This window comes from Luteibacter sp. OK325 (assembly GCF_003050935.1).
Taxonomy (GTDB): domain Bacteria; phylum Pseudomonadota; class Gammaproteobacteria; order Xanthomonadales; family Rhodanobacteraceae; genus Luteibacter.
The window spans coordinates 31,383-56,780 of sequence record NZ_QAOX01000010.1 but is presented as its reverse complement, the minus strand read 5'-3'; the positions used below and the strand labels follow the sequence as shown (position 1 = coordinate 56,780).

General features: G+C 61.5%; 23 protein-coding genes. 14 read left to right on the top strand and 9 right to left on the bottom strand.

The annotated features are described in order from the left end of the window. Positions 1–96 precede the first annotated feature (96 nt). The 7 genes from C8J98_RS18615 (at position 97) to C8J98_RS18585 (ending at position 6,758) form a co-directional block, all read left to right on the top strand. Complete coding sequence (locus C8J98_RS18615) at positions 97–966, top strand: glycosyltransferase family 2 protein (RefSeq protein WP_107914822.1); 870 nt, start codon at positions 97–99, stop codon at positions 964–966. After that, positions 963–1,691 (top strand): class I SAM-dependent methyltransferase, encoded by a 729-nt coding sequence (locus tag C8J98_RS18610; protein ID WP_107914820.1) that lies wholly within the window; start codon positions 963–965, stop codon positions 1,689–1,691. Before C8J98_RS18615 ends, C8J98_RS18610 begins: the two co-directional genes overlap by 4 nt. A 57-nt stretch (positions 1,692–1,748) precedes the next feature. Then, positions 1,749–2,843: a glycosyltransferase family 4 protein gene (locus C8J98_RS18605; RefSeq protein WP_107914818.1), complete on the top strand. Its 1,095-nt coding sequence runs from the start codon at positions 1,749–1,751 to the stop codon at positions 2,841–2,843. Continuing rightward, the gene (locus C8J98_RS18600) at positions 2,833–3,768 is read left to right on the top strand and encodes a glycosyltransferase (RefSeq protein ID WP_158272757.1); all 936 of its coding nucleotides are present in this window, start codon (positions 2,833–2,835) and stop codon (positions 3,766–3,768) included. Before C8J98_RS18605 ends, C8J98_RS18600 begins: the two co-directional genes overlap by 11 nt. Before the next feature lie 107 nt (positions 3,769–3,875). After that, complete coding sequence (locus tag C8J98_RS18595) at positions 3,876–4,805, top strand: class I SAM-dependent methyltransferase (protein ID WP_158272756.1); 930 nt, start codon at positions 3,876–3,878, stop codon at positions 4,803–4,805. A gap of 290 nt (positions 4,806–5,095) precedes the next feature. Then, on the top strand, positions 5,096–5,884 hold the full coding sequence (locus C8J98_RS18590) for a class I SAM-dependent methyltransferase (RefSeq protein WP_158272755.1): 789 nt from the start codon (positions 5,096–5,098) through the stop codon (positions 5,882–5,884). Further along, positions 5,877–6,758 carry a glycosyltransferase family 2 protein gene (locus C8J98_RS18585; RefSeq protein WP_107914810.1) on the top strand — a complete coding sequence of 294 codons (882 nt, stop codon included), beginning with the start codon at positions 5,877–5,879 and terminating at the stop codon, positions 6,756–6,758. Before C8J98_RS18590 ends, C8J98_RS18585 begins: the two co-directional genes overlap by 8 nt. Here C8J98_RS18585 and C8J98_RS18580 read toward each other — a convergent pair. From C8J98_RS18580 to C8J98_RS18550, 7 genes are all read right to left on the bottom strand, one after another. Beyond that, the gene (locus C8J98_RS18580; RefSeq protein ID WP_107914808.1) at positions 6,739–7,992 is read right to left on the bottom strand and encodes an oligosaccharide flippase family protein; all 1,254 of its coding nucleotides are present in this window, start codon (positions 7,990–7,992) and stop codon (positions 6,739–6,741) included. The genes C8J98_RS18585 and C8J98_RS18580 overlap by 20 nt on opposite strands. Then, positions 7,980–9,956: a hypothetical protein gene (locus tag C8J98_RS18575; RefSeq protein WP_233260290.1), complete on the bottom strand. Its 1,977-nt coding sequence runs from the start codon at positions 9,954–9,956 to the stop codon at positions 7,980–7,982. Before C8J98_RS18575 ends, C8J98_RS18580 begins: the two co-directional genes overlap by 13 nt. Further along, positions 9,953–11,581, bottom strand: coding sequence for a tetratricopeptide repeat protein (locus C8J98_RS18570; protein ID WP_146171672.1), 1,629 nt, complete (start codon positions 11,579–11,581; stop codon positions 9,953–9,955). The genes C8J98_RS18575 and C8J98_RS18570 overlap by 4 nt, the downstream gene beginning before the upstream one ends. A 580-nt stretch (positions 11,582–12,161) precedes the next feature. Continuing rightward, the gene (locus C8J98_RS18565; RefSeq protein ID WP_107914804.1) at positions 12,162–12,602 is read right to left on the bottom strand and encodes a pilin; all 441 of its coding nucleotides are present in this window, start codon (positions 12,600–12,602) and stop codon (positions 12,162–12,164) included. 312 nt (positions 12,603–12,914) lie between these two features. Continuing rightward, complete coding sequence (locus C8J98_RS18560; protein WP_107914802.1) at positions 12,915–13,349, bottom strand: pilin; 435 nt, start codon at positions 13,347–13,349, stop codon at positions 12,915–12,917. Positions 13,350–13,376: 27 nt separating this feature from the next. Continuing rightward, on the bottom strand, positions 13,377–14,849 hold the full coding sequence (locus C8J98_RS18555) for a glycosyltransferase family 39 protein (protein WP_107914800.1): 1,473 nt from the start codon (positions 14,847–14,849) through the stop codon (positions 13,377–13,379). Continuing rightward, entirely contained in the window at positions 14,747–16,105 is a 1,359-nt protein-coding gene (locus tag C8J98_RS18550; RefSeq protein WP_107914798.1) for a hypothetical protein, read from the bottom strand. The genes C8J98_RS18555 and C8J98_RS18550 overlap by 103 nt, the downstream gene beginning before the upstream one ends. A 137-nt stretch (positions 16,106–16,242) precedes the next feature. Between C8J98_RS18550 and C8J98_RS18545 the strand changes: the two genes are divergently transcribed. Beyond that, positions 16,243–18,336: a S9 family peptidase gene (locus C8J98_RS18545; RefSeq protein WP_107914796.1), complete on the top strand. Its 2,094-nt coding sequence runs from the start codon at positions 16,243–16,245 to the stop codon at positions 18,334–18,336. 63 nt (positions 18,337–18,399) lie between these two features. Here C8J98_RS18545 and C8J98_RS18540 read toward each other — a convergent pair whose 3' ends face one another. Next, positions 18,400–18,996 carry an acyltransferase gene (locus C8J98_RS18540; protein ID WP_107914794.1) on the bottom strand — a complete coding sequence of 199 codons (597 nt, stop codon included), beginning with the start codon at positions 18,994–18,996 and terminating at the stop codon, positions 18,400–18,402. A 347-nt stretch (positions 18,997–19,343) separates the two neighbouring features. Between C8J98_RS18540 and C8J98_RS18535 the strand changes: the two genes are divergently transcribed. The 6 genes from C8J98_RS18535 to C8J98_RS18510 all read left to right on the top strand — a co-directional run bounded on the left by C8J98_RS18535 (position 19,344) and on the right by C8J98_RS18510 (position 24,553). Beyond that, positions 19,344–20,273 (top strand): RHS repeat-associated core domain-containing protein, encoded by a 930-nt coding sequence (locus C8J98_RS18535; RefSeq protein WP_146171671.1) that lies wholly within the window; start codon positions 19,344–19,346, stop codon positions 20,271–20,273. Positions 20,274–20,283: 10 nt separating this feature from the next. Next, entirely contained in the window at positions 20,284–20,808 is a 525-nt protein-coding gene (locus tag C8J98_RS18530; protein WP_107914791.1) for a hypothetical protein, read from the top strand. A 1,223-nt stretch (positions 20,809–22,031) separates the two neighbouring features. Next, entirely contained in the window at positions 22,032–22,325 is a 294-nt protein-coding gene (locus tag C8J98_RS18525) for a hypothetical protein (protein WP_146171670.1), read from the top strand. Positions 22,326–22,482: 157 nt separating this feature from the next. Beyond that, on the top strand, positions 22,483–22,983 hold the full coding sequence (locus C8J98_RS18520) for a hypothetical protein (RefSeq protein ID WP_146171669.1): 501 nt from the start codon (positions 22,483–22,485) through the stop codon (positions 22,981–22,983). 113 nt (positions 22,984–23,096) lie between these two features. Continuing rightward, positions 23,097–24,026 carry a HEAT repeat domain-containing protein gene (locus C8J98_RS18515; RefSeq protein ID WP_158272754.1) on the top strand — a complete coding sequence of 310 codons (930 nt, stop codon included), beginning with the start codon at positions 23,097–23,099 and terminating at the stop codon, positions 24,024–24,026. 167 nt (positions 24,027–24,193) lie between these two features. Continuing rightward, positions 24,194–24,553 (top strand): hypothetical protein, encoded by a 360-nt coding sequence (locus C8J98_RS18510; RefSeq protein ID WP_107914783.1) that lies wholly within the window; start codon positions 24,194–24,196, stop codon positions 24,551–24,553. Positions 24,554–24,659: 106 nt separating this feature from the next. Here the strand turns inward: C8J98_RS18510 and C8J98_RS18505 are convergent, their stop codons facing one another. Next, complete coding sequence (locus C8J98_RS18505) at positions 24,660–25,391, bottom strand: AAA family ATPase (RefSeq protein WP_107914781.1); 732 nt, start codon at positions 25,389–25,391, stop codon at positions 24,660–24,662. Between the last annotated feature and the right edge of the window lie 7 nt (positions 25,392–25,398).

Sequence of the window (25,398 nt, the reverse complement as noted above, 5' to 3'; positions counted from 1 at the left end):
AAGCCCTCGCTGTCATGAATCTGTGGACTCCGCCGTCCGCGTCTCGTTTCCGGCGGGGGATATCCCTTATGATTCAACGACCATCGGGGAGTTATCTTGAGCCGTATCAGCATTATCCTGCCCGCCAAGAACGAGGCGGCCGCACTGCGAGACCTTTTGCCCCGCCTGACCGCCGCCCAGCCGGGCGCCGAGATCATCGTGGTGGACGACGGGTCCACCGACGACACGCGTGCCGTGTGCGCGGCGTCGGATGTTATCTGCCTTTCTTCGCCCTATTCGATGGGCAATGGGGCAGCGATCAAGCGTGGGGCCCGCGCGGCGACAGCGGAGGTCCTGGTATTCATGGATGGGGACGGCCAGCATGATCCGGTCGACATCGACCGCCTGCTGGCGCGGCTGGACCAGGGCTATGACATGGTGGTCGGCGCCCGCGACTGGGAGAGCCAAGCGGGCGTCGGTCGCGGGGTGGCCAATACGGTTTACAACTGGCTTGCCAGCAAGATGACGGGTCAGGCTGTGGCCGACCTGACCTCTGGCTTTCGCGTGGCCCGCGCAAGCCGCTTCCGCGAATTCATTCATCTTTTGCCGAACGGCTTTTCTTATCCGACTACCAGCACTATGGCGTTTTTCCGGAGCGCATACGGCGTGGCCTATGAACCAATCAAGGCAGGACAGCGAGTCGGCAAGAGCCACATCAAGCCACTGAAGGATGGCGTGCGCTTTCTCCTGATCATCTTCAAGATTGCGACGTTGTATTCGCCGTTGAAGCTATTCTTCCCGGCAAGCGCACTGTTTTTCTTCCTGGGATGCGCGAACTACGCGCGCACGTTCCTGACTGAGGGACGCCTCACCAATGGCAGCGCGTTGATGTGGAGCGCGGCCGTGATCGTTTTCCTGATCGGGCTGGTGTCCGAGCAAATCACCTCGCTGACGTACCGACCCACGGACGGGAGCGCACAGCGATGACCCCCATCGATGCAGACGAAAGCCAGCAGCTTGACCATATTCGTGAGTTCTACGATGACGAATACTACGGCGCGCGACCCAGCCAGCATCCGCTGCCCTGGCATTGCCGCCTGGCGGCACGCGAACTGACCAGGGTTTCCGGAGGTGACGTCCTCGACGTCGCATGTGGGACGGGTGTCTGGTTGGGCCATTTCGCCAAGATGGGAGCGCGCAGCATCAGCGGGGTCGATCTATCCGGTCGTGCGATCGACGCGTGCCGTGCAGCATATCCGCAGGGCGCTTTCCACGCTGGACCCGCCGAGAGGCTGCCTTTTCCGGATGCCAGCTTTGACGTCATCACCTGCATGGGATCGCTGGAGCACTTCGTCGACAAGCCGGCGGCGCTTCGGGAAATGATCCGTGTGTCGCGAACAGGCGCACAGTTCCTGCTGCTGGTACCCAACGCCGGCTTCCTGAGCCGACGCCTCGGTCTCTATGGCGGTACGCATCAGGTCAAGGTCAAGGAAGACGTGATGTCCCTAGACGTGTGGGGATCTCTCTTCGAATCGGCGGGTCTGTCCGTGCACCGCCATCGCCGTGACCTTCACCCCCTCAGCTGGCGCTGGATCGTCCACGGCAAGTGGTGGACCTGGCCCGTGCGTGCCCTGCAGGCACTATCGCTCGCGATCTGGCCAATGGACTGGCAATATCAGGTTTATCACTATTGCGGGCGGGCAGGGGAGTAAGCCCGCGTGGAACGCGTCCTGCTAGTTACACGTAACCTGCCGCCCCTTCGCGGCGGAATGGAAAGGTTGAATCTGCATCTGGTCCAGGAGCTTGCGCTCGGTATACCGGTCGATGTCGTCGGACCACGCGGGAGCGACGTCGTTCTGTCAGCCGCTTCGCGCGTCGTCACATGTACCTTGAAACCGCTCTGGCGGTTCTTCGCAGAATCGCTCATCGGCTCATTGCGACTCGCACGATCGGTGCGACCGTCGCATGTACTGGCCGGAAGTGGATTGTGCGCACCTATCGTGTGGTTGACCTCCCGCATGGTCGGAGCGCGGGCAGTGGTCTACGTGCACGGCCTCGACATCGTCACGAAAAGCCCTATTTATCGCTTGCTCTGGCTACCTTTCATTCGCCGCTGCGACGTCTGTATTGCCAATAGCGCGAACACGGCTGGCCTCGCGCGCGAAGCCGGCGTGCTGGCCGACAGAATTCACATCGTCCACCCCGGCGTGATGATCCCCACGGCTCCGCCTGACACCGATGCCGTCGAAGCGTTTCGCGCGAGTCGCGGCTGGACAGGTCGCCGGGTACTCCTCTGCGTAGGTCGCCTGACGGAGCGCAAAGGCTTGCTCGATTTCGTCACCGATGTGTTGCCTCGCTTGCTGGCGGATGATCCGTCACTTCTCCTGGCCGTGGTGGGCAACGACGCGCCGGATGCTCTGAACCAGGGGCGTCAAGGCATCAGGGAAGCTGTGAACCAGCATGCTGTCGCGATGGGGTTCCAGGACAACATAGCGATGTATGGCGAGTTGCCCGATGAAGCACTCGATTGCGCTTATGCGGCCGCTGATGTCGCTGTGTTTCCGGTCAAGGCCACCCAGGGAGACATTGAAGGCTTTGGCATGGTTGCGATCGAAGCAGCCGCACACGGCCTTCCGACTGTTGCCTATGCCGTCGGTGGTGTGCCGGATGCGATCGCCGAGGGCGTTTCGGGCTTTCTCGTTCCGGCGGGAGATACGGAGGCATTTTCCGGCGCGGTGAAGAATGTCCTCGCGTCAGGGCGTTCCACATTCGCAGACGGATGCAAGGCTTTTGCGAAACGATTCGCATGGGCCCGGTTCGGCGCCGGCATTCGGCGTGCCATGGAGCTTTCCGATGGCGACTGATAGGCGCCCGGTTGATGTCAATGAGCTCGCATCGGTCACCGTCACATTCAATCCCGATCTCGCTCTGCTCGAACGGCAGCTACTTTCACTACGTGAGGTCGGGCGAATCATCGTCGTCGACAATGCCTCGACGCCCGCAGCCCGTGATGCCGTGCGTGAGCTCGTGGGACGGGTGGAGCGCGTCGAGCTGATCGAGAACGCCGACAATATCGGCCTTGCGGCAGCCCTCAATGTTGGCATCGCACGCGCCAGGTCGATGGAGACGCCATGTCGCGCGGTGCTGCTGCTCGATCAGGACTCCGCGTTCCCGGTTGAAACGCCTGCCGGGTTGGTGGCCGCCCTGAATCAGGTGCAGGCCATGACCGGCACCCTCTGCTGCGTGGGACCCGTACTTCTCGATCCCGGAACGGGGCTGGCGCACGGATTCCACTACATCGAGCACGGCTGGCGATGGTCGCGCGCTTATCCCGGTCCTGACGCTGCGCCGTTTCCGCTCGCCAATCTCAATGGCAGCGGAACGACGATGATGTTGGAACTGGTCGATCGCATTGGAGACCTGGACGGCGCGATGTTCATCGACCATGTTGATACCGAGTGGTCGTTCCGCGTGACGTCACGCGCCTACGGGTTGTTCGGCATTCCGTGGCTGTCGTTCGACCATCGGATGGGGGAGCGCGGGCGGCGGATATGGCTGTTCGGCTGGCGGGTCTGGCCGGAGCGCAGCCCGTTGCGACACTTTTACCTTTATCGGAACACGGTCTGGCTTTTGCGGCGCGGTTACGTTCCGGTCGTTTGGAAGGCGTGGGCAATCGTGAAGATGATGCTGACAGCACTCGTCGTGATGGCAAGTGATTCGAGGCGCAGCGAACAATTTTCCATGATCTGGAAAGGTGTGAAGACGGGTATGTCGAGGGAGGCAAAGTGAGCGCGACGAACGGTGATCGGTGGTCCCGCGGCGACGTGACAGCGGTGCCCCGGTGTCCCATGTGTGGACAGGCCCGTCGCGATCCCATCGGTGTGGCTCGGGATGCCATGGTCAACGGAACCGACCCATGGATGTTGTGGCATTGCGAATCGTGCGCTACCGCGTGGCTCGATCCTCGCCCAGATGATGCCTCGCTGCCGGCCGCCTATGATTTTGACTACGTCACGCATCGCCCGCCCGCTGCGCCGCGGCGAGCTGGCTGGTTGACCTCACTCATCGACGGATACCTCAATCGCCGATTCGGGATGCATCGCTCGCCGTCATCTTCTTTGGGATTCGCGTTCTTTTCCGTCCTGGCGCCGCTTCGGCTCAAGCTTGACTACTATGGCCGGCATCTGCCGCCGGGACGCGGCGGGCGCCTCCTGGACATCGGTTGCGGGAACGGCGACTTCGTAGCGCTTGCGCGTTCCATGAACTGGAATGCAGAGGGTCTGGACCCAGACACCGCTGCCGTAGCGGCTTGCCTTGACCGCGGCATCCCAGTCACTCAAGGTTTTGTGTCCGATCTGGGTGCGACCCGCCAGAGAGATTATTGGGATGCCGTGACGATGAGTCATTGTCTCGAGCACGTGCCCGACCCCCGGTCGATGCTTCGGGATGTCCACGCGATGCTGGCTCCCGGCGGTACCGTTTGGATGGGCCTGCCCAACCCTTCGTCGCTGGGGGCCCGTTTTTATGGCCTGCACTGGGAGAGTTATGACGCGCCGCGGCACCTGAGCCTGCCCGCACTCGACGTGCTTCTCGCCGCGTGCCGCGACGCCGGGTTTTCGCATGTGGAACCTCTGCGCAGGGGCGTGCATACCGGACGCCTTTATCGTAGAAGCGCGCAGATCGCGCGTGAGCGCGGTCAGCGTGGTCTTCGCTATGCGTCCATCACGGCTGCGTTGTTTTCGTTGGCGTCCGACCTTCTCGCGACGGTCAGTGTTCGCCACGCGGACGAACTCGTAGTTGTAGCTACAAAGGCACCAGCCCCATGAACCCGCTCGCGGTCCCCGTCATTGCGACCTGGCAAGGTGGGCGCACCGAGCGGGTGCCTCTTTGCCCGGCCTGCGGCGCTTCGGAGCGTCGCCAACAGGCTCGGGATGTATTCGATCACCTCGATCCGGCCGGTCGCGACCTATGGGCTTTCTGGCGCTGCGATGCATGCTCGAGTCTCTATCCGGACCCACGGCCGTCCAGCGATTCCATCGGTGAAGCTTACCGAAGCTATTACACGCACACTGCGGAGACGGGCCCTGGATCGCTTCGTGGCGCGAGGGCGCAGCTCATGGCGCTGGTCACGGGCTACATGAACTGGCGATTCGATGCCCACGCGACGCCGTCTAACCGCCTGGGCGTGCTGCTTTTTTGCGCCTTCGAACCTCTTCGTCTGAAGCTCGATTATCACGGACGCCATCTTTTCCTCGCTCGCCAGGCCAAGCATCGCCGAGTCCTCGATGTCGGGTCGGGCAATGGCGAGTTCCTCCGCCGCGCCAGTGAACTTGGCTGGTCGGCGACGGGACTCGATCCCGATCCCGATGCTGTTTCGGCGTGCGTCGCGCAAGGCCTCGTTGCGTTTCAGGGCTTTATAGGTGCGAAAGGAGGTTTGCCCGAAGGGCTGTTCGACGTCATCAGCCTTCGGCACAGCATCGAACACGTTCCTGACATGCGAAGCGATCTCGAGCATTGTCTGCGTCGTCTCGAGCCCGGTGGAATGATCTGGCTGGCATGGCCGAATCCGCGCGGCCTTGGCGCACGCGTCTTTCGGTCGGCATGGCGCGGCCTGGAGGCCCCCAGGCACTTGTGCGTCCCGAGCGCCGAGGCCATGGAAACCATGCTGGAGGAAGTGGGGTTTGTGAACGTCCGCTCGCTTAGGCGGGGCCATCATGCGCGAAGCATTGCACGGGAAAGTGCGCGAATTGCTTCTCAGCGCCCGGGCCTCGCGAACCGCGCAAGAGCACTCGTTGCACCAATCGTGGGCTGGCACGCGGATCTTGCGGCTACGTTCTTTGCGCGCGCGGGCGAGGAGCTCGTTACGGTGGCCTTCGCATCTGACGGGACAAACGACCGTGCGTAAGTGCGTCGCCGTCCTCCTTCACTTCCGCTCCGCAGCCATGACTCTGCGTTGTCTGCAGTCGCTCGCCAGCGAGGGCGTCGATATCGTCGTGGTCGTCGACAATTCCGAAGACGATGGCGCGTCGATTGTCCCGCTTCGTAGCGGTGCGGCCCACATCCCCACCGAAGTCGTGTACCTGGAACCCGGCGTCAACCTCGGTTTTGCGGCTGGAGTGAATCGCGCTGTCGAACTGATTGCCGGTTGGGGTGGTGAGTACGACCTGCTGCTCATCAATAGCGACGCCTCGTTGGCGCCGGGAACGGTCGGCCATTTGCGTACGGCTGTAGCCGGCAAGTCGCCGGTCATCGCGGCGCCGTCGATTGACGGGCCAACCGGACTGGTGCCGGCGCGAACTTACTACCGTCATCTTTCGGCGACGATTTCTCCGGCGGGACCGGGCCTGCGCGGTCACGCCTTACTTGGCGGCGCGTGCCTCATGCTGCATCACACGCTAGTCCACGAACCCATTTTCGACGAAACGTTCTTTTTCTACGGCGACGATATCGAGATGGGCTATCGAATGGCGCAGCGTGGTGTCGCCTTGGTGGACGTGCCTGAAGGCGTGGTCATTCACGAGGGGTCCGGTAGCAGCGGCAACGGCTCGATATTCTACGAATATCACATGAGTCGTGCCCATCTGTTGCTGGTGGGTCGCCTTGGCTACGGTATGGCCGCTCGATTTGGATTGGGTGCGGGGCGCTTCTTTTTCCTCACCCTTCGTGCGCTTGTACGAAGCGTTCGTCATCGCTCGCTGCGGCCGTGGAAGGGACTGGCCATGGCACTGAGCGACCTCCTGCGTGGAAGGCGTCGCAGCCTTACGCCACCGGCGTCGTGAAATCCTGCTGCGCGCGGCGCACCAGATGCCAACCGTAGCTCGCCATGAATGCCTCACCAAGTGTCAGGCCCACCGCCATACCGCGAACGTCGAAGAGTCGCGCTCCCGCGCCCAGTAGCAATGCCAGCAGCACTATCCCGGTCAGCTCGAACCGCAGGCGTCGAAGTGGATGGCCGGAGGCCACGAGCACCGTGCCCGCGGCCATCCGCAGCGCCATGAACGGCGATGCCATCGCGACCCAGGGTAGGGTAGCTGCCGTTTCGGCGAATGCATCGCCGAGAAGGTAGGGCAACAAGGGGGCTCCCAGGGCCAGCGCGGCTGCGCTCAGCAGTCCCCACCCGAACGAAATGCGTCCGAGCAAGCCGACCAGACGCTGCCCTTCCTCAGTCGGGGCGGTACCGTGTCGGAACAGCCGTGGCTGCGCGGCGACGAGCATTCCGACCACCGGCATAACGACGGCGTTCATGACGCGCGACGTTGCGCTGTAAATGCCGGCGGTATGCGCTCCGAGGAGTGCGGGGGAAATGATCTTGTCGAGTTCCGTCGGGTTCGCGGCGACGATATGCATGGCGGCGTAGGCGGCGCCCGAGCGCCATTCGTCGCGCGAGGGTCGCCGCGGTCGCCACTGTAGGGGCGCGATCCGATGGGTCGCGACAAGCGCGAGTCCCAGGCCCAGCAGCGCTGCTGTGGCTTGCAGGACCACGAATACATGCACCGGGGTGCGGGCAAAGAAGACGATGCAGGTGGCGGCCGCTACAGCGCGAAGGGCCATGGGTATCCAGAGCAGCATCTGTCCCGCTGCGACGCGGTTCCGCGCCTGCAGGACAAAGCTCAGGAGCAGCGTAAGAGGCGTGACGAGCAACTCGGCCGCGCCGATCAGTGCGAGTTCGACGATTGGGAGGGAGGCTCCGGTGACCGCGCTCGCAACAAAGGGAAAGCCGAGAGTGAGCAGGCTACCGACGGAAAGGCTGAGTGGCCATCCGTAGCGCCAGTTCTCGATGGCATCCGCACCGTCGCGGGCGGCTCGGGCCATCAGCACGTAACCGGCGCCAAGATTGGGAAGGAGGCCCAGAATGACAGCGAGTGAAGCCGCAGCCATATAGGTGCCGTACGTCGTGGGCCCGAGGAGACGGGTCACCAGGACCAGCGTGAGTGCCTGGGTTGCGACACGTAACCCGAGGATACCGGTGGTCGCCATGCTGCTTCGGGCAAGGGCGCCTTTCAATACTCGCATGATGAACTCGTGGACGCGCACTTGGCCGGTGCCATTCGTGTGTAGGCATTCTGCAGTGGCGCGAGATCGGCACCGAGGCGGCCGCCAACATTCATGGTCTGGAGCTCGCTGATCTGTCTAGCAAGCTCCTGCTGATCGCCCAGCTGTATGGCGAAACGGGCAAGACCGATGCGATAGGCGCTCTCGCGGGGCGCACCCGCAACCGCTTCGCGTTGTACGCGATACGCGAGTTGCTTGTCCTTGATGGTGTCCCAGGCGAACATGGCATACATGGCCAAAAGGCGTGGGCTGCGCCGCTCATGCGAAAGTGCTGCACCGAATGCGCCGTAGAGGCGCTCGGGTGGGAAGGTGCACGCCGTCTGACGGAGGCACTGGGCCAGGGCGTCAAGTGAACTTTCATCCTGGATCGTCGCAGGATGCTTTCTCAACTTGTCATCAATGCTGTCCCACCAAGCGTCCTTGACGGGAAGGTGCATTCTCGACGTCATGAAAATAAGCGCCTGCTCCGGCAGGATCGACGACCCAGGAACTCGTGCCGCCCGTTCCAGTGGCTCATACACGAGCGGAATGAATGGCGAGGTCGGATCATAGTTTGAGTAGATGATGTAGGTGCGACCCAACTCGTATTGCGCGCGCGGCGAGTCCGGCGCCCTGAAAGCGAGTTCACGTGCGAGCGATAGTGGGTTGCCCCAGGCTTCCGCGGTCGACCACGTGATGAAGAGCCAAAGCAGCGCAAACAGGCCAAGGCAGAGCCGCGCGAGAGTCTGGGCAAGTGCGCGCGACGGGGGAACGGCCGTGAGCGTGACCAGAAGGGTGAGCAGAAGACCCAGGCTCGGAAAATAGTTGCGATGCTCATACACCAGTTCGAGCGGCAGCACCGTTCCAGTCAGCAGATGGCAGCCGAAGAACAGGGCAATGCCAAGCCCTGCCAGCGGGAGCCGTTTCCGTAGCCAGAGCGATACGCAGAGCAGGGCGACGATGCCAGCAAGTGACAGGGCGGTCGTGACGGGTGAGAGCAAGCCCTGCGAAACGACAAAGTCGTCGTGGTAAAACGAGAGCGCGCCGGGAGTGGGAATGAGCGTCCACGCAATGTAGTCAAGGACGATGCGTCCCTCGCTCAACAGTCGGGTCGACAACGTGAAATCACGCGTGACCCAGGTGGACGGATTCAGCAGGCCCGGCAGTAGCCATATAGCGCCGGCCGTCATGGGGATCAGAAGAAAAACGACGAAGAAGCCTGCAACGCGCCGGTCAATGGCGTGGCCACGCGCACTCGAGCTGTGGCCTCGGAACACGAACCATTCGATCAGGAAGGCGTACAGCGGAAGCATGACAGCTGTTTCTTTCGCCAACGCCCCGATGGCGGTTGCACCCAGCACGCTACCTGCGGCAAGAAGGCATCCGTAACGCTTTTCGCCGAGCATACGTCGACGTCCGGCCACGTAGCCCCAAAGACCGAGCAGCACAGCGAGATTAGCCATGCTCTCCATGCGCTGCACCACGTACAGCACAGAGGATACGTTGATTGGCAGCACCAGCCATGCGGCCGCTATGAGTGCCGCTTTGCGATCGCTGACCGTCGAGTCCGGCCGATCTTCGCCTGCTGCGCGCAGGAGCGACCTGAGGAAGAGGAAGGCCGCGAAGCCGTTGAGTAAATGGATGCACAGGTTCGTGAACTTCATCGCAGGCGCATTGGCGCCCGTGATGAGGTAGTTGATGGCAAAGCTCAGCGAGGCCAGGGGGCGTTTGAAATCGCTCGCCGGTGAAGAAAGCGCTGCGCTGACAAGGTCTGGAATACTCCAGCTTTTGGGATGAACCCCAACGTTGTCGACGATGTTCGGATAGTCGTCGAACAGCCACGTTCCTGAGAGGCCGGGCCAATAGACAACAACAGTGACGACCAATCCCAGGCAGAAGATGACCCATGGGCGCGACATATGGTGTCCGACGTTGCGCCACATCATGGGCTGACTCCGGCATCTGCTTTCAGTGTGGCGACGAGGCGTGCCCGTTCGCGGGGCCAGTAAGCCTGGCGTTGTAGCACCCAGGCGTGAACCGTCGCCATGCCGGGGCCAGTGGCATCGGCAGCAATGGGAAGGCTGTCATATACCGAGAGATGCTGGAGACCGAGTTCAGCGTGGCCGGCCGAGCCGAGTTCCGCTGCCTGGCGCAGGGCAACGGTTTCGTGAGGATCCAGCTCGAGGCCGCGATTGAAATGAAGGAGGGCGGCCTTCGGATCATTCGTCGCCAACGCTATTTCGCCTAGCGCGTGTTCGAGATCCTGTTTGCGCCCAGGCGGAAGGTTCGGATTGTCGAGTCCCGCCTGAGTGAGGTCCTTGAGGCCAGCGAGCGACAGGCCTGGGCATTCACCTTCTTGAGCGACTGGGATGGTGCGTGCGTACCAGCCAGCGATGAGCGCGCCGGGATCGCGAGTGAGGTGCAATGCCCGGCGAGCGGTCGCCATGTCCGTCTCGGAAAGATCACTCGCCTGGCAATGCGCGGCGATCAGGTTGAACGCAATCTGCACTTCCTCGGGTTTGGCCGCGAGTAGGGGCGTCAGGCGCGCGATGGCTCGGGATGGCGTCCCATGCTGAATCTCTTCCTGTGCGGCGGTGACCTGGGCGCGAGCGGAGGTCGGGTTAAGGCGAGCCCACAAGGTCCCCTGATGTGCATTGTCGCCCCAAACGGAAGCATTGGCGTAAGTCATTCCTGCCATCGACATGATCAGGACGGCGGTAAGTGCATAGCGCACTCGCAGCAAGGGAAAGACGGGCTTCGCGGATCTGGCTCGAAGGTTCATAGGGACGCCGACCAACCACAGGCCCGCCGGCCAGAACATCAGCAGGGCCGGCAGATAGTTCCGGTGCTCGAAGTACAGTTCAAGCGGCACGCTGCTTGATTCGAGCAGATGACCCGTCAGAAAGAACAGAATGGCCCCGGCAATCGCGGGCGACAGACGCCTGCCGAACCATGCAAACAGACACAGCACGACAAGGCCAGCGATCGCTAGGAACGTGGTCCACGGGCGCCACAGATGCGTCGAGACCGCCGTCGTATCGTTGAAGACGCCTGCGGTATAGGGATGGGGGAGCCACAGCTGGCCGAGGTATTGCCAGACGATGCGAGGCTCGGTGAGCAGCCGTTGGGCTTCAGTCCATGGACGATGCGGGATCCCATGAACGATGCCCGCCCAGGCCAGGTAGACAAGTGCAAGGACCATGGCTCCCGTCGCGATCCAGCACGCGGCTAACGCCGCACGGAAGACGGTTGCCGACCGGCCAACTGGCCGAGGCCCCGGCGGCAACGAGAAGCCCTCGACTACCAGAATGAGGGACGGCAGCAGCAGTCCGTTCGCTTTCGACAGGGCCGCCAGCAATGTGCACCCCACGATCGCGACGACGGCCATGAAGCCGCCGGCGCGGGTTTGTCCCTCGGCAAGCAGTTGGCGTGCCTTTACCCATGCCAGGAGGCCAGTCAGGCAGAACGTGGCCGGTAACATCGCCTCGCGCTGCACGATGTACAGCGTGGTTGAAACGAAGAGGGGATGAAGCGCCCAAAGGCCTGAGGCGATCAGTGCCGCATAGTCCATGCGGGTCGCCGTGGTGGCCTCGGATTCCCCACGCGCCCACGCGCGCCCGAAGGCACGGAGCAATGCGTAGAGCAGCGCACAATTGAGGAGGTGAAGGATGACGTTCGACCGCTTGAATGGCTCCGGCTGTGCCGGCCAGTCGTGGGCGTCGATCAGAAAACTGGCCATGGCCAGCGGTCGGCCGATGGGGTCGGCGGTGCCGGATGTGATGTAGCGGGCAAAAGCAGCCGCGTTATCGATCGGCCCGGTTTCGCCGAGGGCGGGTAGATTCGCGAAGTCGTCGAAGACAAAGCCACCGCTCAGGCCCGGCCGGTAGGCTAGCCACGCAACAAGTAGAAGGGCGGCGAGGAGCGCGAGGCGTAGGTAGCTTCGTGGGGTCATTGGCCTGACGAGGTGGCGCGCCGAGGCATCGTAGCGGTCGACGGGGTGAACAAGGCGGACGATGGCGACCTTGCCGGGCGCGCGGGCCTAGTCTACTTCCCTGTCATACCCAAGGGGTAGCGCCTTTCCGAAGCCAGGCGCGACCAAAAAAAAAGGAGCCGCGTGAGCGGCTCCTTTTTTGTCCTGCATGCAGCTCGAATTACGAGCGGCAGTTCGACGGCAGGTAGTTGCTCTTGATCGTGGTGCTCTTGCAGGTCCACGCGATCGAACCGGCATTCGTGATCGGCGAAAGCTCCAGCGTCGAAGCCTCCGGGATCTTGGTGCTGGCCTTCGGGCCACCGTACGCAGCCGTGATCAGGCCGGTGTTGGCACCAACCGTGATGGTCTTGACGTACTGGCCGCTGATGCTGCCGGCCGAGGCAAGGCCAGCCGATTCATTGTTCGGCGGGAAGCGACCGGTGTTCTGGAAGAACTCGGCAACGGCCGTCTTGGCGCCGTCAGCGAGGACCGGACCTTCCGAGACCTGCGAGCGGATGGTGTAGTCCTGGTAAGCCGGGATAGCGATGGCGGCCAGGATGGCGATGATCGCGACAACGATCATCAGTTCGATCAGGGTAAAGCCCTTCTGCACGTTCTTCATGGCGATTCCTATCTATGTAAAGGTGGTTAGCTAACCGATTGTGGTGCCCCCTGAGCCCCGGTACCGGATCCCCCTAGGAAGGGCCCCGATCCCCTTTCTCACTCACGTGGTCAGGAACGACCAGGAAGCTCGTGTTTGTCGAATGCATCTTGCATGCCATACCCGACGGCGCATATTCCCTCATATTGCGCGTGCCGGAATTGTGCCGGGTGTCACGTCTCGCATGCAATAGGAGAAATCCGCCTATATTCAATGTGCTGCGTCATGACACTGCGCGTCACAAGGTGACATTTAGCGTCACTTCCTACTGTGTTATCGGCAAGCCGTGGGAAGGTAGCGGCTTTCCATGGGTGATCCCTTGCACACCCAGGCAATGGCACCGGGGCCAGTGATGGGGGAGAGTGTGATAGCGCTGGACTGCACATGCGCGTTGGCGTTGGTTGTGTCGTAGAAGACGGTGACCGCGCCATCGGTTACCCGAACGCCCGACACGTATTTTCCGGAGATCGACCCTTCTGCTGCGAGGCCGGCGGATTCATTCGCCGCCGGAAGGCGACCTTTATCCGCAAAGAAGTCCCACACCGCTGTTTTTGCACCTGTGGAGAGATTGATCCCCTCGGACACCTGGGCACGAATCGCATAATCCTGATAAGCAGGGATGGCGATGGCCGCCAGGATGGCGATGATCGTGACGACGATCATGAGTTCGATCAAAGTGAAGCCGTTGGCGTGCTTGGTCGGAAGCATGGGCGGGTTCTTGGCGGAGTGTTCCTGTCACTCAGCACGATCCATACCATCGGCCAACCCGCCTGCCTTTTCGTTGCCGAAACGTGACGTCGTTCTCCGAAAATGCCTTAGGACAGGTCCATTGGGTTCGAAGATCGCCCTTGTAGCCGTCGCTACTGCGAGGACTGCCAGCAAGATTTCCTCTCCGCGGAAGGCGATGACGTAGCGCGGTTCGGACTGGAGAATGCCGTAGACAGCCGTGACATAGAGCAGCAGCATGCTCGAAAGAGAAGCCGTCCCCCCGACCCCGCGGAACGCCACGACCAGGCAGCCAGCGAGTGCGGCGGCGGCCATCCAGTCGTTCATGGCAATCAGCAACTGGGTCATTGCATAGAGCGCGTTGCGCACCTGGAAGGGCGAGTGGGACGTCGCAAACGGATAGATATGTCCGGAGGCGATCTGGAGATTCCAGCTCCACAAGAGTGCTGGCTTGGACAGGTACCACGACATCGAGTCTCGCGGTGTCGCCTGCAGCCGATCCAGAATGGCGTGCAGGCCGGCGGATGGGTCCCGGGCCATCTCGGCAACTTCGCCATCGATCGTGCCCATGATCCTCTTGCTGGTCTCGTCGCCAGCGGCTACGCCGTGCGCCGCAGCATGGTAGGACGACCATGACCCCTGGACAAAGTTCGTGGATGCGCGGAGCCCGGCGGATTGGCCGGCATCGATGGTTGCGCCCCTTGCCAACCATGCCCCTGGCAACATGACAGCGCACAGAAGAAGAGCGAGCCATTGACGCCGCTCGGTAGGCGAGCGCCACGCGAAAATCGCAGCGACCATCGGTGCGAACGGCATCAGCACGGCATTGGTCAGGGCCGCGGCGCCGAACATGAGGCCCCCCGCGCATGCCCATCGCGTATCGGTGCGTCGGATAGCTTCGTTCGTGGCGGCAAGCGCCATGGCGACAAGAAACCCGAACAGCGTTTCGCTGAGAATGTAGGTAGGAATAGTGATGCAGTGAGGCCATACCGCCATCAACACGCCGGCCGCGATCAGCCAGCCGTCTCTCAGCCAGTCCCTCGCGGCGGCGAGCAACGCCAGCACGGTCAGGGCGCCTAGCAGGCATTGAATCCAGCGAACGGCACCGTACCAACCTGTGGGGAAGGCCGAGACGACTGCGGCAAGAAAAACGGGATAACCTGGATCGCGGTAGCTATCCGGCACAGGTTTGGCCGGCGAGGGAGCGGCGCTGGAAAAAACGCTGTGATTGATGAGATTCCACGCATAGGCGGTGTAGTCGCGCGCATCGCCGCTGATCGGTTTGTCGACTATGGCGACATTTGTAAAGTAGAGGCGCAGGGCGAGGGCCAGAAGGGTGCAGGCGAGGATGATCCACGCCGTCCGCTTTTTTTGTCTACTCATGCCGATCGCCTCGGGGCAGCCCCGGCGGATGAGGTTCCGGAAGTGGCGAGGTGCCCAAGTCGCCTGCGCCAGAGGGTAAGAAAGCCTGCGCTCAGCCATGCTGCTCCCAGGGCAGCCATGACGATCTCGGCTCCTCGAAATGGCACGGCATACCGTGGTTCCGACTGAAGCACCGAGTAGACGGCTGTAACGTAAAGCAGCAAGACAGCCGTCATGCTTGCCTGGCGATCGGCGCGACCGATGATCACAACGACGCAGCCGAGCAACGCAAGGATCGCGACGATCGGATTAGCCATCACGAGAGCCTGCATGGTGTACCAGGCTATATCGTTCGACTCCAGCGGTGAGTCGACGGTCGGAAAGACGTAGATATGTCCGCTTGCGATGCGCATGCTCCAGCTCCAGAGCAGCGCAGGTTTCGAGGCGTACCAAGCGGCGTATCTACCCGGCTCCGCACCCAGGCGATTGGTGAGCGAAGTCATGCCTGCGGCGCGGTCACGAACGGCCAGTGAGACTTCGTGATCGATGCGGCGAGTCATGGCGACGCCAGCCGGGTCACCCGAGAGGCTGTCGAGCCACGCACTGTGGTACTCGGGCCAGGAACCTTGCACGAGGTTCGTGATGGCACGTTGGCTTGCCGCGGGGCCTTCGGCGGAGACCGCATTTCGCAACGCCCACAGCCCCGGAAGCGCCAGCGACGCGACGAGAAGAATGATCCATTGCCGACGCCGGGCCGGTTGCGCCAGGTATCCGGCGGCAGCCACGACAGGGAGAAAAGGTGCCATGACCGCGTTGGTCAGCGCGGCGCATCCGAACAGCAGGCCGCCAGCGGCAAGCCGTCCAGCGCGATCGTCGGCAACGCCCTTGGCGACCGTCGCCAGCGCGACCGAGACAAGAAACCCAAGCAGTGTTTCGCTGAGCAAATAGGCCGGCGCAGTGATCGAGTGGGGCCAGATGGCGAGTAGCACGGCTGTGACGATGAGCCAGGGAATACTGAGCCAGCGACGTGCGAGGCATAGATATGCTGTGACTGTGAGCGCGCCCAGTAATGCCTGGGCGGTCTGCAGGGTTCGATACCTGAGGCCGGCGTTCTGGATAAGGGCGAGGAACGGCGCGAGGAACGTCGGATACCCAGGGTCCCTGTAACTGTCCGGGACGACCGGCGCCCCGCCGGATGCCACGGAAAACACGTGGTGCTGAATGAGGTTTGCCGCATAGGACACGTAGTCCAGCGCGTCCCCGCGCACCGGATGCTCGATCCAGGCGGTGGATACAAACCAATACCTGAGCACGAATGCGGCGGCCGTGGCGATGACGAGCACCCACCACGTCGGGTCCCTGGCTGCTTTGCCCACGCTGTCCCCTCCAGACGGCCCACTGCCGTCAGGGTCGTGATCGTACACGCCTCGGCCGTAAGCTGGCAGCCCGAGTCGCTTGCACCGGCGCCCCACACGCCGTACCGTCCCCAGCGGCATTACCAAGGGAGCCCCCCATGAAACTTCTACTCGCCGCGATGGCCCTCGCGCTTGCGTCCGGCCCAATTTTGGCTGCTGACGCAGACAACGCCACCGTGCACCCCTTTTCCATCCGCGACCTGGTCATGATGGACCGTGTCGGGGACCCGCAGCTCTCGCCGGACGGGCGCTACGCACTCTTTACCGTGCGCGCCACCGACTACGCCGCCAACAAGGGCGTGACCTCGATTTATGTGATGGACCTCAACAAACCGCCGCAGCCGGTCAAGGTGGTAGAGAAGGGTTCCTCGCCGCGCTGGGCGCCGGATGGCAAGTCCATCTTCTATACGGCTGCGAAGGATGGGGTGGCCCAGGTCTGGCACCGCGCGTTCGACGCAGATAATGCTAAGGGCCTGGCCCTGACCGTGCGGACTGGCGATGCCGTGACCACGGCTCCCCTGGACGTCGGCTCGTTCAAGCTCTCGCCGGACGGCTCGAAGCTGCTGCTGAGCTATGAGGTCTTTACCGACTGCGCCGACCTGGCTTGCACCAAGGAACGCCTCGACGGCCGCGAGAAGGACAAGTCCACCGGCACGGTCTACGACAAACTCTTCGTCCGTCACTGGGACACCTGGGCCGATGGCCGTCGTAACCAGCTCTACATTGCCGACGCTAGCAACGCCTCGCAGCCCGTGCTCCTGAGCAAGGGCATCGACGGCGACGTGCCGAGCAAACCATTCGGCAGCGAAGACGAGTTCACCTTCTCGCCGGACGGCAAGACCGTGTACTTCGACGTACGCATTGCCGGCAAGACCGAGCCCTGGTCGACCAACTTCGATATCTATAGTGTGCCTTCGGATGGCTCAGCGGCTCCGACGAATCTCACGGCCGATAACCTGGCCTGGGATGCCAACCCCGTGGTGTCGCCGGACGGCAAGACGCTCTTTTATACGGCCATGAAGGATCCCGGCTCGGAAGCCGATCGTTTCGGTATCTGGGCTTTGGACATCGCTTCTGGCGCCAAGCATGAGATCGACCCTTCATGGGATCGATCCGCAGGCACCCTTACGGTATCGGCAGACGGCAAGACCCTCTACACCACCACCGACGACAACGGCCAGCATCCGCTGTTCGCGATCGACGTGGCGACGGGCAAGGCGACCACGCTGGTCACCGATGGCTCCGTCAGCGGCTACTCGATCAGTGGCAACAAGGTTCTTCTGACTCGTGATGACCTGAAGCATCCGGCCGATCTTTACACCGCCGACGTCAAGGGCAAGAGCCTCAAGCAGGTCTCGCACTTCAACGCCAAGCGCATCAAGAGCGCGCAGACCGGCGACTTCGAGTTCTTCACCTTCAAGGGTGCGAACGGCGACAACGTACAGGGCTATGTGGTCAAGCCAGTCGGCTACAAGCGCGGCAAGACCTACCCGGTGGCCTTCATCATCCACGGTGGTCCGCAGGGCGCGATGACCAATAGCTGGAGCTACCGCTGGAATGCCCAGACCTACGCAGGGCAGGGCTTTGCGGTGGTCACGGTGAACTTCCACGGTTCCACCGGCTACGGCCAGAAGTTCACCGACGCCATATCGGGTGACTGGGGTGGCAAGCCGCTGGATGACCTCAAGGCCGGCTGGAGCGCTGCGCTCTCCAAGTACAAGTTCCTCGATGGCGACCGTGCGTGTGCCCTCGGTGCGAGCTACGGCGGCTACATGGTCTATTGGATCGCCGGCGTGTGGAACCAGCCCTGGAAGTGCCTCGTCGACCACGACGGTGTCTTCGACGCACGCGCCATGTACTACGACACCGAAGAGCTCTGGTTCGAAGAGAAAGAGAACGGTGGCACGCAGTACGAGCACCCGGAAAACTACGAGCGCTTCAATCCGATCAACCACGTGAAAGACTGGCGCGTTCCGATGCTGGTCATCCACAGTGGCAAGGACTTCCGCATTCCGGAAACGCAGGGCCTGGGCGCATTCACGGCGCTGCAGCGTCGTGGCATTCCGAGCAAGCTGATGCACTTCCCGGATGAGAATCACTGGGTGCTCAAGCCGCAGAACAGTGTGCAGTGGCATGAAGAGGTGAATGCCTGGTTGAAGGAGTGGACGGCTCCGCAGGCCAAGGCCAAGTAAGCGCTGAAACGGCGAGTTACTGAACGGCCCTCGAGGTTGCACATGTGCCTCGGGGGCATTCTTTCATGGGGCTCGACGCAGTGTGGCAAGGAACGCTTGCTCCTTCTCCAGTAGTGCCTGAGAGCGAGCCTTGAGGCGTGTGGCTGGCATTCCTGTATAGACGCCCCAGGGCTCAAGTGATTTTGTCACCAGTGACAGGGCGCCTACGGAAGTTCCCTCACCGATCGTGAGGCGAGGCAGGATCACTGTCCCCGATCCGATGATGACGTGCCGGCCAAGTCGTACTGTGCCGCCTCGTACTTGGGTGAATTCGGCAGGAACGGTGGGGTTCGTCAGCGCTTTACCGGTGTAGTCGTCGGTGCGGCTATAGACCCGTACCCCTTGTGATATGCCGCTGAAGTCCTCCATCTCGATGCCGTCACCCGCCGACAGCAACGCGTATCCCGCGATGTGAACGTGCGATCCGACCTTCAACCAGCCCGAGCCGCCAGCGGTAATGGTCGTGTAAGGATCAATCCTCACGTTGTCACCGATCTCGATGTTCTCGGCGCCGACGATGGTGCAGTTTGCGGCGACGAGTACCTTTTCTCCTACGCTCTTAAAGCCCAGTTCGCGTAATTCAGAGCTAACGAGATAACGCGTCAAGAACGGATTTTCCATGCTTATTCCCCCTGCTGTTCGCTGCTAGATGCACCTTGCATCGGCCCATGGCGCTTTTGCGAAAGTATCAGAACGACTTGACGTGATCTATCCGACTTGGGGCGGACCTGAGCTTTGGTCATCCCGCGGGGCGCAATGACCAATGGCCGGAGCTACCGCTGGGGAGCCTCAAGACTGGGCGGGCCTCGGCCCTGGGATCCGCGGATGACGCGCGGCGAATCGCGGCGCTCCTGTCCGGCGACGCGGGAAAGTGAACTGACAGAGCGGGGAAGGGATTCGGGACGTCGAAGAAGTCCGACGTAGAAAAATTGTACGTATACGACGGCCTGAGTAAGGTTGAGGAAGGCGTGGCCGATGCCTCCTATCGCATGATCACGGGCACCTCGGTCGACGAGAAGCTTTCGCGCGGATCCGACGCTGGCGAGCAGTACTTTCTTCGCGATGCACTTGGGTCGACGACTGCAACGACAGATGGGTCGGGGGCGATCGTTGGCCGCATCGGCTATGACGCCTACGGTGTTACCTCGGGTGGCGCAGGCGCGGCGGCGAACAAATATCTGTATGCCGGCCGAGAAATGGATGATGAGGACCTCTATTTCTACCGGTCGCGTTACTACTTGCCTGCCGAGGGGCGTTTTCTGAGCGAAGACTCGATGGCTATCTTCGCGGGGCAGCCGAACATATATCAGTACGTGGGTGGCGCGCCCACCAATTTCACGGACGCTAGTGGCCACTGTCTCACTTGCTTTGTGGGTGGGGTCGTTGGCGCGGTAATCGGAGGTGTCGCAGGCTATGTCTCGTCAGGCGGCGACATACGCAGCACCTTGACAGGCGCCCTTGTCGGCGGCGCCACAGGCGCGCTCGGTGGTTTACTTGGTCCTGCCGCAGGTGCTGTTATGGGCGAGCTCGGAGGGGCAATCGGAGGTGATGTCGGGGGCGCTATCGGTGGCGCGCTGGGCAGGGCTGGCATGACGTCGCTATGGGGCGGCGCTTCCGGCGCGCTGGGAACTGCCGCAGGAAACTATGCGTCGAACAAGCCGACATGGAAGCGAGCGGGATATGGTGCGGGTCTGGGTGCGATAGTCCCCCTTATCTCAGGCGAGGCATTGGTGGCAGGCGCTGGCGATATAGGGCTTGGCCTCATGGGCGATGCGTACGGTGGCATGATGTCTGGTGGCATGAACGCACTCGGCGGTGCCTTTGACCCACTTGGCGATTGCGCAAAGTCGCAGCCTCCAGAGGACCAGCATTTCCCATGGCCCAGTATGGCTTGGTGACAAACATCTTATGAAACGGACATTTCGGTACGGTAACAAGCAGGGTCTGGGCCTTATCCTCTCGACCATCTTCGCCACGGCTGTCGGATATGTCCTTCGCCTGGCGATCGTGCGGTACCGCCCGGGCGATGGCATATACATCGGTAGCGTGGTCGCCGTAGCCGCCTTCATGATCCTCTTTGCGATCCTTGTGTTCCGCGACGTCGTGGTGAACGACATCGGAATCGCCAGATCGTTCTTCGGAATACGAGGGCGGACTTTGCGTTGGGAGAAGATTGTCGCTGTTCGGTGCGGTGTCATTGATTCACCTACCGGCAAGGTCCCCGCTTGCTCCTTTCAGGCGTACAAGCGCCTATGGCCATTTTCCTTCATCATGATCATGCCAAGCATCGATGGCGCGGACGAGTTGATTGCGCTTCTGGATGACGAAGTTACGAAGCGTGGGATACCCATTAAAGGATGGCGGGGCAACCGACTCGTCACGATTGATCGGCTTCCGCTCCCTTCCAAGGGCTGTGCCAAAGATCCACGGTAGAGAATGGAGTCCTTGGGTTTGGTACTTTCCCTTGGTCGGCTGGTCCGGAGGGACTACGCGAGATTCCCGACGGGATTGCCTCACGTGATGACCTCTAGGCGTGGGCGGAAGGATATGAGACATGTTTCAATCGGCATGTCCCTTATTTCTTCCCGATCTGCCAAATTAAGTGTCGAGGGCCGGCATGGTCGACCGGAGTCCCCTAGATCTCCAATGATCGTGACGGCAATGGCGGCCCTGCTCTCGTTTTAAGGTGTCTGGGGAAAAATCCGACGTCAAGTTGCAACGAATCTCCGCGAGAGGCTGGTGTCGAGAGAGGTAGATGTCGGCTATCTCGATCCAAGTCATCCGGAGGTTCTGCGCGAAAAGCTCATGTCGCTCAGATTTTCCGCAGGCGACAGAAGTCCAGTCGAACTGCGTGTCGGGGCAGGAGCGCACAGGGGTCATAAGCATGGAACGCGGCACGGGGCAGAAGTAACTTCCTGATCGACTACGTGCAAGTGGAAGCTTTTTCGAAAGCACTTGCGGCGCTTGCCAGAGGCGAGGAAGTCTCGGTAAAAATCGAACTATCAGCATTCGGATAGGGGATTCCGGTGGCCGAATCCTTCGACGACGAAGCTCTGGGTTATCCCCGAGAACTGGCCGAACGGTGAAGGGAGCAACGCTTCACGTTCACTGCCCTAGGTGACAAACCAACCCGCCATGCCATGCACGAAAGATCCCCTACAGACAACCGCAAGTTGATTTGCTACGGTCACCTTGTTGCCTGCGTCGTCGCTCCAAACGCCTCGCAGGCAACCATCGCTCAATGCGGTGAAAAGCGCGGACCAGGAGTGCTGAAGACACCCCTGGTCCGCTGACCAAACCAACTACGTAGGAGCTGATCTTGGCTACCCCCGATCATACGGCACCCGTTCGCCCGCCGGATCCCCTCGGCGACACCCCCATCGGTTACCGGGCCGTCTGCCTACACCGCAGACACGGTTGAGGAACCGCGGCGTCAGCCGCAATCCTGAGTTTTTTCTCGGCCGAGCAACGCGGCGCGTCGCCGTGTGACCTGAGAGAAGGGAGCTGACGCCGCAATACACTTCATCAAAGCAGACCACCTGGGGCCCGGTCACGGGCCGCCGATGAACCCGCGAGTCCGGATGATCCGCGGCATGCCGTGCTTGCATGGCATGCCGCAACTGGACGAGTGGCGCTGCTCACATAAGGAGAATGCGATGTCCGTATCGACCGATCGACCGGTGGATCGCCACGCCAGCTATCCCATCGATCCTGAAACCTCGGCGCACGAGCTTTTGAACGATGCCACCGAGTGGTTGCAGTATGCCCGTGGTCTCACCAGACTACTGGCAGACCTGATTCACGAAGCTGATTCGGTGGATTGCCGCCGAATGGCGCTGGGCCTCGAAGCCATCGGCGCGCTGACTCATGTGGCGGTGAAGTGCACGACCGAGGCACACGCGCGCCTTTGCTGGAAGGAGGCCCGCACCGAGGAGGGGGCCCTCGGTTGACGGGGGCTGAGCTTGCGGCGACGATGTCTCGCGGCGGATTGCCGCCTTCGGGGGATCAAGGGAAATGATTGTCCTGCTTCATACGCTGTTGGCCATGTCGTCGCCGTCCGCGGGCCCTTCTCGGGAGCCTCACGCAAGTGCGCATGACTCGCCCCCGATGCCTTACGTCGCTCAGAACGCGTGCACCTTTGAGTGCTGTCAATATGGACCATGGCGGGCCACCAGCGCCGCGGCTGCGGTGGCGTCCACCATTCCCGGCGCGAAGATCGTCTTCGCGGTGAAGCCGGGTGACACGGTCCGCGCGCGGCGCGGCATCGTCATTACGAGCAAGCCCGGCGTGACCAGGGTCATCAAGGCCGTAACACTGGGTTATCGCGATGGCGGTACGGCACCCGAGCTGTCGCTAAAGCCAGGCGACGCCTTGCTCACCCTGTACCCCATGGGCGAGGCCTATGACCGCTTCTGGTACCACGGCAAATTTTACGACGATGAGATCGACATGCCGGAGGACGCTTTCGGGAACGTGTCGTTTACGGGCTTCTTGAAGGTCGAGTCGCGACCGACGTTTGTTTGGTGGGTGCAGGTCAAGAATGCGCAGGGTGTCGAGGGCTGGTTGGCGAATCCCCGGGGGTTCGACGGGATGGACAGCTGTGCTTGAACGACTTCACTCGTGTAGGCGGCACCTCGCCGAGGTGCCACGTGTCTGGCCGCTCGGTTCCCGTGCCGCCATGATGAATCGAGAGTTGCCTTGGTACGATGAGAGAGGGCCAGATGATTGATGATGAAGTACCCAACTCAACGGTTAGGCTGCTGGTGTTTGAAGCTATCCGGTCATACCCGTCTGACGCTTTGCTGCTCATGCTCGACGATGAGGACACCATCGTGAGAATGGCTGTGGCTCGCGAGTTGCAGGTGCGAGGGGAGAAGAAGGCGTTCGATCACGCTCTTCTACGGTGCGACGATCTGCGCGATTTCGTTCGTGAAATTGCGGCGTTTACGCTCGGCCAATTCGGAACGCCCACGTATCCGTTTCGTTCGGAATCCATACCAAAACTTGCGGAACTGGCCGTCCACGACCCCTCATTCGAAGTTCGTGCGACGGCCGTCGCGAGCCTGGGGCATCTGCACGCTGAGGAGAGCATGCAGGTTCTTCTTGAGTCAGCTAACGATCCTGAGGCTGACGTTCGAGCCATGGCTGCCGTTTCGCTGGGTCGCCTGGGTCCTCTGCCGGAAGTCGTCGAGACGCTCGACAAGCTCCTTTCAGACCCCGATAGCGAAGTCCGCGAATGGGCACAGCTGGGTGTGGAGTTGACGGAAGATGACGATCTGGTCGCGTACTTTGACCGGAAAGGGGGCCTTCACGATTGCGTGATTGAATCGCTGGTTTGGCAGCCGATGCAGAGGCGTGTCGAAATAAGAATTGAAGACATAAATGCCAACTCCCTCGGGCTACCGGAATACGTTGGCCTCGTCCCTTGTGTGATCGAGATTTCAGGCATCAACGACTTCACTCTCGACATCTCTAACGCCGACGACAGGCTTAGAGTATATGAAGCCAGTGTGTCGGCTGTAGCAGAGAAGAAGGTGCTTAAGATCGCGTTCTCTCCGTCAGGAAGCCTTGAGGCATCCTTCGCGGTCCTGACGCTCTCGGAGCTCGACGAATCGGGGCCGGGGGCGCAGGCTGCCGTTGGCGATCGATGAGCAGCTGGCGACGATGTTGGCTAACCCGCACACCTTTGAAGGATGGATAGCTGTGGCTACTGGCAGAAAGGCGCAGCGCCCATGATCACCAAGGACACGGCAGAACACGTTCACGCGGCCTCGCTGAGAGCGCCGGAACCTTGGAGCATGGGCGACATGAGGTGAACATGACATCAGAAGAACGGCAGTTGCATAAAATCTATCACCCGAACGGGGTGCTCCGCGCCGAGTGGAGCACCGTTGGCGCGGAGATGGGTGGTCTGCACAGGATGTGGTTTGATAACGGCCAGTTATTCGGGGAAGCGACGTTCAAACTTGGCATAGCAAACGGCGCCGTTCGCGAGTGGAACCGGGACGGTTACATGACGCTGGATGCGACCATGGTCGAGGGTGTTTACGCAGGGCGATATCGGCGCTGGTGGGACGATGGTACGCCGGAGTGCGACGGAAGCATGGTGCAGGGGAAGCGCCAGCCAGGCTTCATCGATTACAACGAAGACGGGACGGTGCGGCAGATTCGCGCCTAGTCTGGCGAGCATTGAGAACTTGAACGGGCTGAAATCGAGGCTTTATCTGCTCTTTGACGGTAAGTTCAGCAGTTCTACGAGGGGCAATGACGATGTGGATGCCGACTCACTCGAGCAACAACGCCAATTCCCTATTCGGATTTCCCAAGAAAGCCTTCGTCACCAAGAAATGCTCCGTCTGCTCATAAGCCGTCCTGGAGAACCCCGTCTCATCAATCTGATAAATATCCGCATCCGGATAAGCCATCAAGATCGGCGAGTGCGTGGCGATGATGAACTGAGAGTTCATGTCCACGAGCTCATGCATGCGCACTAGCATGGCCAGCTGTCGCGAGGGCGAGAGTGCCGCCTCCGGCTCGTCGAGAATATAAAGGCCGTTTCCACCGAACCGCTTTGTGATGACGGCAAAAAAAGCTTCCCCGTGGGACTGCTCGTGAAGCGATCGCCCGCCGTAGGAGTCGCCGACGCCGAGGTTTTCTATCTCGGTCGCCACGTTAAAGAAGCTCTCAGCCCGAAGGAAAAACCCATCCTTCGCCCGCTTCACGCTCTTCCCCAGCGTAAGAAACGCATGCAACTCCGAGTGCGATCGCCGCGTTCCAAAGTTGAAGTTCTTCGTTCCACCCTCAGGATTGAAGCCCCAGCTCGTAGCAATCGCCTCCAGCAACGTCGACTTCCCGCTGCCGTTCTCGCCGACGATGAAGGTGACTTTGGGGTGGAGCTTTAGCGTGCCGAGTTCTTTTACGGCGGGGAGGGAGAAGGGGTAGGTGTCGAAGGAGGGGGTGCGGTCGCGGCGGAGTTTTACTTCTAGTAGGTAGTGTTCGGCGGTTAGTGAGTTCATGCGGTAG